This window comes from Kamptonema sp. UHCC 0994, from assembly GCF_029167235.1.
Taxonomy (GTDB): domain Bacteria; phylum Cyanobacteriota; class Cyanobacteriia; order Cyanobacteriales; family Microcoleaceae; genus Kamptonema.
In genome coordinates this window covers 18,942-30,949 of the sequence record NZ_JARFTR010000223.1, presented here as the reverse complement: position 1 = coordinate 30,949, position 12,008 = coordinate 18,942, and the positions used below count along the sequence as shown (strand labels likewise).

Genomic DNA, 12,008 nt, shown 5'->3' with positions numbered 1-12,008 from the left:
GGTTTTTCGACCGCCCAGAGGGCGGCGTTACGAGGCCCGATAACTGCCGATCGTTGAGGCTTGCTATAGTTAGGCATAATGGGATGAAATTATTATTGACTTAAACATTAGATTGTATATGCCAAATCTCAGCCTCAAGCCAACCAATAAGCCGATCAGAGTCTATTACGAAGCTTTAGAACAATATGCTAAATTGGGAGTTAAACATGAAGGGGCTGTACAAACAGCTTTTCAGCAGTTACTTGAATCCTGTGGTCGCCAATTTCAATGGACTTTAGTACCACAATATGCAATTAAGCGAGCCAAAAAACAGCCAATTCGGATGGATGGGGCTTTAGTAGATGATTATAATTTAGCGCGGGCTTATTGGGAAGCAAAAGATAGCGATGACGACTTAAAGAAGGAAGTTCAGAAAAAGTTTGCTGTTGGTTATCCCAAAGATAATATTATTTTTCAGCAACCCGATCGCGCTATTCTCTATCAGGATGGTAAGCTAGTTCTGGATGAGGATATTTCTAAGCCGCAGGCGTTGGTAGATGTCGTGCGCCAACTTTTTGACTATCGGCCACCAGCAATTGAACAATGGGAAAAAGCCGTTGAGGAATTTGGCGACCGGGTTAAGGAACACGCTACTGCACTGTTAGAATTGATCCGCGATCAGGAGAAAAAAAATAAAAGATTTATTGATGCTTTTGCCGATTTTCTGCTACTTTGTCGTCAGTCAATTAATCCCAATCTTTCAGATAAAGCCGTTGAGGAAATGTTGATTCAGCATTTATTAACTGAGCGCATTTTTCGCAGCGTGTTTAATAATCCTGATTTTGCTCAACGTAATATTATTGCCGTAGAAATTGAGAAGGTAATTAATGCTTTAACTTCTAAGGCTTTTAGTCGTAGCCATTTTTTGAGCAAGTTAGATCGGTTTTATGGGGCGATTGAGGAAACGGCTGCAACTATTGATGATTATGCTCAAAAACAGGATTTTCTCAATCGAATTTATGAGAAGTTCTTTCAAGGTTTTTCAGTAAAGATTGCTGATACTCACGGGATTGTTTATACTCCTCAACCGATTGTTAATTTTATGGTCAAAAGTGTTGAGGAGATTTTGCAGAAAGAGTTTGGTAAGTCATTAGTTGATAAAGGTGTGCATATTCTTGACCCGTTTGTGGGAACGGGAAATTTTATCATTCGGGTAATGCGAGAAATTGCCGAGATTCAAAAATCAGCATTGCCTTATAAGTTTGAACATGAGTTACACTGTAATGAGGTGATGTTGTTGCCTTATTACATTGCTTCGATGAATATTGAGCATGAATACTTTGAGCAAGCTGGGGAATATAAATCTTTTGAGGGGATTTGTTTGGTTGATACTTTTGAGGATCAAGCTATTCAGCAGTTAAATTTATTTAGCCCTGAAAATATGAAGCGGGTTGAAAGGCAAAGACAATCAAATATTTTTGTGGTGATTGGCAATCCGCCTTATAATGTTGGGCAGTTGAATGAGAATGATAATAATAAAAATCGGCGATATACAACCAAAGATAAAACGGGAATAGATGATGTGGTTGCGGCGACTTATGCTAAAGCATCAAAGGCGACGAATAAAAATGCTTTATCGGATACTTATGTAAAAGCGATTCGGTGGGCGAGTGATAGAATTGCCGAAGAAGGAATTATCGCCTTTGTGACTAATAATAGTTTTATTGAGGCCTTAGCTTTTGACGGTATGAGACAAGAACTAGAAAAAGAGTTTGATAAGATTTATGTGTTTGACTTGGGGGGAAATGTTCGCAAGAATCCTAAGCTGTCAGGTACAACCCATAATGTATTTGGTATTCAGGTGGGTGTGAGTGTTAATATATTCGTTAGACATCGTAAAAGTTTCTGATCGAAAAGAGAATGAGGAACAATAAGTATGAATCACTGTTATAGTATTTTTATCCAATGGTCAGAGGAAGATCAGAAATATGTAGTTAGTTTGCCTGAGTTTGGCCCATACTCCCATACTCACGGAGAAACCTACGCAGAAGCACTAAAGCATGGAGAAGAAGTTTTAGAGCTTTTAATTGAAGAATATCAGCAACAAGGAAGACAACTTCCCCAACCTTTAACAGTAGTTGCTGATAAAGTTATTACTCATTAATTTAAGAGAAGGAGAATATTAATGGAAATCCAGGAACTTAAAGCTTTAATTAAAGAGAGTGTACGGGAAGTTTTGCGGGAAGAAAGGCTGTTACTCTCACAGGCCTTGATTCCCTATGTAAGTGAGAAAGAACAAGAGGAACTAGATGTAATGTTTGGTTCACCCTCAGACTATGAAAATCAAGAATCAGTTGATATGACAGAGTGGGTGAAACATGGTCATAAAATTCCGTAAGGACGCGATGAAGTTTTTAGAAAAGGCAACTCTTGAAGATGCTGGTAGAATTAGGGAGAAACTAAATGAACTCCTGACTTTGGTTGAAGAACAAGAGATTATTCCCTTTATGGAACTTGACATTAAAAATATGAGGGGAAATTGGGAAGGCTTTTATCGACTGCGTATTGGTAAGTTTAGAATCGTTTTTAGTGTCGATTTTGATTCTGATGAAATTGAAATTTACACGATTGGGGCAAGAGGAGATGTCTATAAATAAGGCTTTGTTTGAGGAATTTAGGGATAATTTATGAAAAACACACAAATCTACTATGCCAGAATGGATGAGTTTTGGAGAAAAGAAGAAAAGTTAACTTATTTAGAAAAAATTGAGCATATTGGGAATGTAGAATGGCAAGAAATTAAGCCGGATAAAAATCATATTTGGCTAACGGTCGGTTTAGAAGATGATTTTGAGACGTTTATTGCATTAGGAAGCCAAGAAACAAAGTCAGCTAAGGGAAATGTAAGTGATTGTTTGTTTAAAATATACAGTCGAGGAGTAGTAACTTCTCGTGATGTTTGGGCATATAATTTTAAATTTGATGAGGTTTCAGTCAACATTGAAAAAATAATTAATAATTACAACGCGCAGGTAATTAAATGGACTCAGAAAAAAGATAATTCAGTTAAGGTTGATGACTTTGTGAGTTATGATGATACGCAGATAAATTGGAGTCGAGATTTAAAACTAGATTTACAAAGAGGAAAATTAGCCGATTTTTCCCCAGCTAAAATTAGAACTTCTCTATACCGTCCTTTTACTTGTTTATTTTTGTTTTTTGATAGAATTTTAAATGAAGAAGTTTATGTATTTCCTTCTATATTCCCCAATTCAGAGACGGAAGCTGAAAATTTAGTGATTTGTTTTAATGGGATTGGTTCCGAAAAACCATTCACATCAACTATTAGCGATAAAATTGTTAATCTAAGTTTTATCGGTGGTGGTACTGCATATCAATGTTTCCCCTTCTACACCTACGACGAAGACGGAACCAACCGCAAAGAAAATATCACAGATTGGGCATTAGAACAATATCGCACTCACTACCAAGATTCCACAATTACCAAATGGGATATCTTTCATTACACATACTCACTTCTCCATCATCCCGACTACCGAGAACGCTACGCCGCCAACCTCAAACGAGAACTTCCCCGCATTCCCTTTGCACCCCAATTTCAACCCTTTGTAACAGCAGGAAAACGACTCGCAGAAATCCATATTAACTACGAACAACAGCCAGAATATCGCCTAAAACACATAGAAAATAAAGACCTTCCCATTGATTGGCAAGTAGAAAAAATGCGACTTTCCAAAGATAAAACAGAAATCAAATATAACGACTTTCTTACCCTCACAGGGATTCCCACAGAAGTCTTTGAATATCGCTTAGGCAACCGTTCCGCTTTAGATTGGATTATCGACCAATATCAAGTTAGTACAGATAAACGTAGCGGTATTACTAATGACCCCAATCGCCTTGATGATGAAGAATATATTGTCAGGCTAATTAAACAAGTGATTACAGTTAGTTTAGAAACGGTTAAAATAGTGAAAAACTTACCAGATTTAGGATTGCCCAAAGATTGATGATGTGCTATAATTACGCAAAAGAAACTGGGCGGTTGAAACCGCGTCTACACAGACTAAACCCGCCTGCGCGGGTTTCAAAATCCTTGCTCTGTATTCAGTCCGCGTAGGCGGACTTCGTTTTTGTAGCCGCGAATTATATTCGCCAGGCTTTAAGTCTAAAAGTATCAAACGCCAAAATAAAGCCTAAAATTAACTAACATTGCACACCCGCCGCCAAATGCCTATCTCCTTCACCGACTCCAAAAACCTCCTCACCGACTTAATGGCCCGCTACTCGCGCCAAGTCGATTACCTCGCCATCCGACTAGAAGAAGCCGAAGGAACCGACATCCTACTACGAGGCGACAAAATCGAAACCCTCAGCGAAGGCATCTCCATCGGCGGACAAGTGAGAGTCTGTCACAAAGGCGGCTGGGGTTTCGCCAGCTTCAACCAACTTGCCGGCCTCGCAGCCAGAATCGAAGAAGCGATCGCGGCCGCCATACTCATCGGTTGCGAAGAAACCAACCTCGCCCCCATCCCCTCCATTCAAGATACCTGCATCCTTCCCCTCACGGGCACAGATCCCCGCCACGTACCCCTAGCCCAGAAAAAAGGACTTTGCGATCGCTACGGTGAAATCCTCCGCAGCGTCGATCCCCACATCGCCACCATCTCCGTTCGTTATAGCGACAGCACCCAACGCATCATCATCGCCACCTCCGAAGGCACTCTCCTCGAACAAGCCTGGGCTGACATGGAAATGCGCTTCGCCGCCACCGCCCGTAACGGCGAAACCGTCCAAACCGGTCGCGAAACCACAGGCTCCCGCAAAGCCTACGAAGACCTGACAAACTTAGACGATCAAGTTCGTAGTGCCGCTCAAAGAGCCGTAGACTCCCTCGCCTTACCCCCCGTCAACGGCAACATTTACACCGTCGTCATTGACCCAATTCTGAGCGGATTATTCGTTCACGAAGCCTTCGGACACCTCTCGGAAGCAGATATGGCCTACGAAAATCCTGACATCTTAGAAGTAATGACTCTCGGCCGCAAATTTGGCCCCGACGAGTTACAAATATTTGATGGTGCAGCCCCTCCCGGCCACCGAGGAAGCTATTTCTACGATGATGAAGGCACACCAGCAACTACTACTCAATTAATCAAAGATGGCGTATTAGTTGGTCGTCTCCATTCCCGTGAAACCGCAGGCAAATTAGGGGAAGAAGTTACAGGTAATGCTCGGTGTTTAAATTACCATTTTCCTCCCATCGTTCGCATGACAAATACCTGGATTGAGTCAGGGAAAACACCAGTTCCAGAATTATTTACGGATATCCAAGAAGGAGTTTATGCTCGTAATTGGTTAGGGGGAATGACTAACGGTGAAATGTTTACCTTCAGTGCTGGAGAAGCTTGGATGATTCGCAATGGCGAGTTAGCTGAACCCGTGCGTGATGTCACACTTTCTGGGAATGTATTTACAACTTTAGCCGACATTGAAGGGATCGGCGATGATTTTTATTGGGACGAATCCGGCGGTTGTGGTAAGGGTGGACAAGGTGGTTTACCTGTTGGTTGCGGCGGCCCTAGTCTCCGAATTCGTAATGTTGTTGTTGGCGGAGAATCTGCGGAAATATGAAGTTGGGGAAATGGTATAATGAAGAGGATTTTTCCCCAAAAAAACAAATTTCCTCCAATTTTTTAGATTGGAGGATTATTTATGAAAGTGGGGGGTCATAGTTTCAGAGCTAAGGCTTTTGAAAATTACTTTGAAAATTAAACTTTGTGAGCTGAACTGTCCCGGCGACCGCAACCCTGAGTAGGAGTATCCCCGCAGGTTCCGCCACTGGCTTCTTGAGCTAAGAGCATCTTTTGGGAAGTCTGCAATAGTTGCTCAGATATTGAATGATTCTCAAGTTTTTGGGAGGGAATAATTACTCCAGAGAGTAGAGTCGCAAATAGAATAACTCGGAGGAAATTATACATGACTGGTTTTGCGTCAGAGTTTATACCTACTAATACAAACTCCCAGTTAGCCCATCCGGGAACTAACTGGGAGTCACACTAAAAAAAATAGGACTTACGCACAAGATCGACTAAAATGGTTAATACAAGAATTCAGCAATTTTGGGTCGTTTGATACTAAATTCTCGATTTTTATTGGCTTCATCGCCCACTACCTCGCTCAGGCGAGACATCATTATCGTTATTTGCTTGAACTGTGTAATTATCTGCTTGAGCTGCTAGTAATTCTGGGACAGCTTTGCTGTCGGAAGATGAAGATGAAACTGGTTCAAAGCTTTGACCGCGAACTGCTGTACCAATTAATAACAGGCTTGAGAGAAGGATTGAGGTGTAAAAACGCATAGTATAGTAGTGTCCGTGTTAGAGTGTCTAATTCTTGATACGGACTTTGTGCTAGGCCTTCCGGCTAAAAAAATAAATTCAGGGAGAGATATAGCAACCGCTTTCGTCGGTTAGGGGTTAGGGGCTAGGGGCTAGGGGCTAGGGAAGAAGGCAGGAGGCCGGAGGCAGAGGAGAGCGTAAACTATTTATTACTCTTCACCTGTAAAAACTTAGTTTTTGACTCATCCAATACGATTGGTTTAACTGGGAAATAACCAAGATTAGATACTTCTTCACTCACAGATGTCAAGTAATAATTAACAAATCCTTCTACTTCTGGTCGTTGCCGAATTGCTTTGGCATCTACATAAATATACAACGGACGAGCGATCGGATATGCTGGCAGGAAAGGGTCTACTGTATCAATAGCAATCGCCTTCAGCTTGTCGCGGTTTTGTTTATAGGAACCATACTCTAAAAAACCAATCATGTAGGGATTAATTAAAGCTTCTGAATGCAACTGCTCTACAAAGTCATAAGATATCGTATTGGGAGCATTAATAAGTTGGTTGACGTTCCCCTTAAAGATAGCTTGAGCAAACAAATCAACCGAGCCTCCCGCACTAACCTCAGCGGGGATAATGCGTTTAATCACTTCCGTTGGCCATTTAGGATTCACCTCTGACCACTTTTCAACAGTGAATACCTTTGCCAATTCATTGCGCGTCAGACTGTTTGGGACAAATGTATTCTGAGAACTAACTACAATAGTCACGGCATCAATCGCAATAGGAAAGCCTATGGGTTCAATACCTGACTTAGCACAGGCGGCTAACTCCTCACTGTTAATCGGCCGAACTACATTGATAATATCTACCTTTTTCTGCTCACAAAATAGCTTGAAACTAACTTCATTATTAATACTAGAGAGCGCAATTTTGTTAGGGTAGCCATTTTGAATAAAATCTTGAGCAATAGCCTGACTAATCGGCAAAACTACCGGAGATCCCGATATTACCAGTGTTCCATCCAATTCCAGAGGATTTACCCCCGGTAGCACAATACCCTGTTTAGTTAAGTTTTGGGTTGAGGGAGATTGAATTAATTTACTCTCGATTCGCTGAATACCTAAGATTTCTTTCGATCTCTTTTCTCTACTAGCTTCATTGTCAATCTTTGCCTTTGAAGTTGTTGACGATTGAGCGCAAGCAGTCAATAATAAAATCATGCCGCTCAAAAATAAGCAAATTCTGTAAACCTTTGCTTTAGTTATCTTCATCATCCTACTTGCACCCGCCGATTGTTTTTACTAATTAATGGACTCGCCCCATCTTTGATTCCTTTGGCAAGTCGAACCATCTTTTTCCGTTCTTCAATATACTGAAGAATCTCAGAGGCGAATTTGTTATTAGACTCGATCGCTTGGATAATTGCATCTGCGGTTATCACCACAACCTCAACATCCTCATCAGCAACCGCCGTAACCGGACTGACCTCTCCTGGAAAGATTGCCATTTCACCAAATGCTTCGTTAATTTCAAGCTGATCTACTATCTGGCGATTGCCTTTCTCATCTTTGAGGTAAGCGTGTGCTGTACCCTTCAAAATAATATAAATTCCCTCGTCTTCTTTGCCTTCTTGAATAATTAACTCGCCCTTACCATAGGCTTTAAATGTAGCGCTTTGGGCCAGTTTCTCAATGTCATTATCATTAAGCGTCGAGAAATAAGACAGCGATCGCAAATAAGTTACCACTTCCTGCTGGCGGTTTTCTAATACTTGGGGAATCCGGCTTGGTATTCCTTGTTGAGCATTGATGGCATACTGAACTTTAATCGGATAAGGCATAGTAAAGCCATAACGTTTGGTTAGATAGTAAAGTCGGGATTTGATTTCCGCAGAAACAACATCATCTTCTTCAGGCATTACTTTATAAGAAAGTTCGTAGGTGATACGGTCATCTTTGTATGAACTAACCACAGCAGAATCTTTGTCTTCGATTGCATCTATACCCTCCATCAAGCTATTTAATGCTAGAATCACTTCATTAGGAGAATCGTCATAGGAAAATGAGGTGGAAATACTTTTCCAAATTGCTCCCTGACCGTAATTAATAATACTTGCCTGGGACAAAACCCCATTGGGAATATTTAATTTCCACTCAGAAGTTACTATCGTCACCGACCACCAATTTTGCTCAAGTACCCGTCCCTGTTTTTCGTCTATCTCAATCCAATCACCCGCTCTAAACGGTTTGGCAAATAGCAGTAATAATCCTGATACCAGATTACTGAGGGTATCTTGCAGTGCTAGGGCAATTACTGCGGTCGCTAACCCCACAGTTTCACCAAAGCCACTCAAACTTATCTCCCAAACTCCATCAATAATGTGATAGCCAATAGCTAAAATCACTACACCCCTAGCTATCTGAAAGAACAGGTTAGGTACATGAATTTGCCCTTTGATTGATTGCTTTTTTGTTGTTAACAAGGCGTTGATTAAAGAGAGTCCCGCCACAATAACGGCAACCCAAGTTAACGTTTCTAAAAAACGGGCCCAGGAATTTTGGTTAGTGATGCTTAAAACCTGTCGCATTATCAAAATTACAGCTAGGGGAGGTAACACATACTCGCGCAATTGACGCAGACCAATTGCTAAGGGGTGCTGCTGTCTTTCCAATCTTGAAACTGCTTCACCAAGCAGGATACTTAATAATGGGAATCCTAGACCTAAAAGCAATAACCATCCCAAAAGTGATTTATCCATGAGTGTTTTTTTGCAAACAATAAAAAGAAGGAAGAAGGAAGAAGGAGAAGGAAGAAGGAAGAAGGAAGAAGGAAGAACAGGACTTAGGTATGTAGTTGCGCTTCAGCGCTCTTAGGCCATGAAAGAGCGCTGAAGCGCAACTACATACTTAAAATTTAACCCTATATTGTGACAGTTACGTAAGTCCTACTATTATTGCATTTTCCTTCAGGCTCGCGCCTCCTGCCTCCTTCAAACACCGATTTTTTCTAACTCAAGTTCTGCTGCTGCTTCTTTCATAATTTCGCTTAGGAATGCGTAAGCTTCTTCCCATGCTTTTCGGACTGGCATAGTAAATTCTACACCCAATCCTTGCGCTAAAGTCCACAGCAAAACTTCGCCGACAATATCGTAGTATTCAGCCTTAACTCCATAGCCCGCATGACGGCGACCCAAATCCTGAACGGCTAGGATAATCTTACCTGGCCGACGCAAACCCTCCACTGCAAGTGCAAGGGTAGCCATTAGCTTACGTTCCTGTTCTTTTATCTCCCCTTTAAATAAAGGACGTAGAGAAGGGTCTATTTCAAACAGTCGTTGGTAGAAAAGTTCGGCAACCTTATCGGCAATGGATTTTACTTTTTCAAAGGATGATTGAACTAACTCCACCTGACTCAGAACTAACTTTCTAGTAGTTACCAGCGTCCAGGTTTCTACTTCTGGAAAACCTTGAATTTTCGCGACTGGGTTTTTGATGAAAGTGTAGCTATCTGCAATCCGTTCGTAGACACTTTGAGTTAGTAAAATATAGTTCAAATTAGCTTGGTTCTGGAGACTGCTGGCTATATACGCTGTTTCTCCCCAAATCTTGTAGCCAAATCTCTCTGTTCCTACTATCCCTGCGGTGACGGAACCTGCATGAATGCTGATGCGTAAAGCTAAGGGAGAATTATAATTAACATTCAGACGCTGGATGATGTCTAACATGACTAGGGCAAAATCAACCGTTCGCTGGCTGTGGTCAAATCTGGCTTGGGTGAGCCCGCATACTGCCATATAGCTTGCTGTCGCAGAGTTCAGTCGTTCCAACCCGTAGCGTTCTGCTGCTGAATCAAAGTCATCAAATAGCTCGGTAAGCAATTCTGTCATTTTTGGCGCTGACAGGCGTTTGTTGAGGTCAGAAATCCCCGCCAGATGAACATTGAGGATGGTTACTTGCTTGAGGCTATCGGCAATGGACTCCTCTCCTTGTTTCCTGCGTTCGGCGATCGCATTAGGTAGGATATTATTCAACAGAATACTATTCTCCCGATCCTTAATTTGCAGTTCCTCTTCAGTTTGGCGTAATTTGTTCGCCACCTCTTTAAACTCTGTTGCCAATTCTCCAAATTCGTCTTGGGATTTTACCTCAACTTCCACATCTAATTTCCCAGCACTAAGTTGTATGGCATTTTCCGTCAAGCGACGCAGGGGAGTGGTAAAAATCTTCGCTGCAATTGCCGCTAAAAATGCCGTTCCTAGTAGGAAAAGCGCTGCCGCAATTAGCAAAATTACCTGTAATTTGTAAAGTGGGCTATAAGCTTCTCCCACTTCCATTTCTGCCAAAATTGCCCAATTTAATCCGTTCAATTTTAAAGGGGAGTAAGCACTCAATACCTCTACGCCCCGATAGTTACTATTTACCATCATTCCTTGTTTTCCTTCTAAGGCGGCTTGGGCGGCGGTCGAGTCAATTTTCTGTAGGCCAATGGTAGTTTTGAAGTTCTCCATTAGTTCGAGAGTTCTTTTGTCAGTCCCCGTATTACTAACAATGTTTTGATATTTTTTGGCATCTTCAACCCAAAAACGGGATGTGGAACGCATTAAGGAATCTGGCCCGACTAAATAAGCTTCTCCTGTTTTCTGTAAACCGCTGCTTTCCCAATTATTATTCCGGCTAATTGCCTGATCAATTTTGTTAGTGGGAATTTGTACTGCCAAGATGCCAATCATGTTTAAACCACTATAAATTGGTGTTGCCACGAAAGCAGCGGGCGCGTTATAAGAGGGGCGATAAGGTTTGAAATCAGCCACCTGAATGTTACCTTTGGTCGGATTTGACTGAACTTTTTGCACTAAATCTGCTAAGGAACTCTGGTAGTAAAAACCCTGTAGCCTACTGGTGGCAAAATCTGTCTCTTTAAAATAGGAATAGATGATATCCCCGGTTTTATGGTTAATCAAAAATAAATCGTAATAACCGAATCTTTGGATAATTTCTGCTAAGAATTGTTGATATTTGGCATGAGCTTTGCTGTAATCGCTGCCATCACCAGCATCGAGCAGTTTGTTTTTTTCGCCGACTGGATTGGGATTAGCAGCAATGTAGTGATACTGGAGATAGCGAGCCGCTTGTCCGGTGGGAATATAAACACTGGGGTTTATTGCCTCCGGGGATAGATTTTTTTGCAACCGAGGAAAAAATTTTTCGGTGTAGTAAGTATCTAAAGCTTTATCCCATTCAGAGGGAATCAGGTTACTTTCCAAGATGCGATATCCTGCATTCAACTCTACCATCGCTTTAACTACGTTGCCGTCTGCTGCCAGCATCCCCACTTGATTGTTCAAATTTTCAAAGTAGGACTCAAATTGCTCGGCTTTGGTGATGCTAATACCTTGAAGTTGTTCGGCAATTTTGCTTCTGAGGGTGGCTTGTGTTTGATACCAACCAATCCCACTAACTATCACTACAGAACCGAGGCTAACTCCTACTAGCAACGCTTGTAGCTTGGATTGAATTGTCCATTTACCCAGTTTGAGATTACCTAGTGAGTCATTACGGAATTTAGTTAAGTGATTTAGGGGATTTAACATCTATTTACCAAAAAAGGGACTAAAGAAGGGGCTAGGGGCTAGGGGCTAGGGACTAGGGAAAGAGAGGGG

The 12,008-nt window shown here is 41.6% G+C and carries 11 protein-coding genes; 6 read left to right on the top strand and 5 right to left on the bottom strand.

All coding sequences use genetic code 11. The features are described 5' to 3' along the window. Positions 1-118 precede the first annotated feature (118 nt). From PY364_RS20155 to PY364_RS20130, 6 genes are all read left to right on the top strand, one after another. Positions 119-1,888 (top strand): N-6 DNA methylase, encoded by a 1,770-nt coding sequence (locus PY364_RS20155; RefSeq protein WP_275525211.1) that lies wholly within the window; start codon positions 119-121, stop codon positions 1,886-1,888. A 27-nt stretch (positions 1,889-1,915) separates the two neighbouring features. Then, entirely contained in the window at positions 1,916-2,143 is a 228-nt protein-coding gene (locus PY364_RS20150) for a type II toxin-antitoxin system HicB family antitoxin (protein WP_275525209.1), read from the top strand. A gap of 21 nt (positions 2,144-2,164) precedes the next feature. After that, entirely contained in the window at positions 2,165-2,377 is a 213-nt protein-coding gene (locus PY364_RS20145) for a hypothetical protein (RefSeq protein WP_275525207.1), read from the top strand. Further along, complete coding sequence (locus PY364_RS20140) at positions 2,358-2,636, top strand: type II toxin-antitoxin system RelE/ParE family toxin (RefSeq protein ID WP_275525206.1); 279 nt, start codon at positions 2,358-2,360, stop codon at positions 2,634-2,636. Before PY364_RS20145 ends, PY364_RS20140 begins: the two co-directional genes overlap by 20 nt. Before the next feature lie 30 nt (positions 2,637-2,666). After that, positions 2,667-4,010, top strand: coding sequence for a type ISP restriction/modification enzyme (locus PY364_RS20135; protein ID WP_275525204.1), 1,344 nt, complete (start codon positions 2,667-2,669; stop codon positions 4,008-4,010). A 220-nt stretch (positions 4,011-4,230) separates the two neighbouring features. Beyond that, entirely contained in the window at positions 4,231-5,634 is a 1,404-nt protein-coding gene (locus PY364_RS20130) for a TldD/PmbA family protein (protein ID WP_275525215.1), read from the top strand. A 137-nt stretch (positions 5,635-5,771) separates the two neighbouring features. Here PY364_RS20130 and PY364_RS20125 read toward each other — a convergent pair whose 3' ends face one another. The 5 genes from PY364_RS20125 to PY364_RS20105 all read right to left on the bottom strand — a co-directional run bounded on the left by PY364_RS20125 (position 5,772) and on the right by PY364_RS20105 (position 11,939). Then, a complete protein-coding gene (locus PY364_RS20125) occupies positions 5,772-5,981 on the bottom strand; it encodes a hypothetical protein (RefSeq protein WP_275525202.1) in 210 nt (69 codons plus the stop codon). A gap of 180 nt (positions 5,982-6,161) precedes the next feature. Next, positions 6,162-6,362, bottom strand: a complete 201-nt coding sequence (locus PY364_RS20120; protein WP_275525201.1) for a hypothetical protein — start codon at positions 6,360-6,362, stop codon at positions 6,162-6,164. Positions 6,363-6,543: 181 nt separating this feature from the next. Further along, complete coding sequence (locus PY364_RS20115; RefSeq protein ID WP_275525200.1) at positions 6,544-7,623, bottom strand: substrate-binding domain-containing protein; 1,080 nt, start codon at positions 7,621-7,623, stop codon at positions 6,544-6,546. Next, entirely contained in the window at positions 7,620-9,107 is a 1,488-nt protein-coding gene (locus PY364_RS20110; RefSeq protein WP_275525198.1) for a mechanosensitive ion channel family protein, read from the bottom strand. The genes PY364_RS20115 and PY364_RS20110 overlap by 4 nt, the downstream gene beginning before the upstream one ends. Before the next feature lie 231 nt (positions 9,108-9,338). Then, positions 9,339-11,939: an adenylate/guanylate cyclase domain-containing protein gene (locus PY364_RS20105; RefSeq protein ID WP_275525196.1), complete on the bottom strand. Its 2,601-nt coding sequence runs from the start codon at positions 11,937-11,939 to the stop codon at positions 9,339-9,341. Positions 11,940-12,008 lie beyond the last annotated feature (69 nt).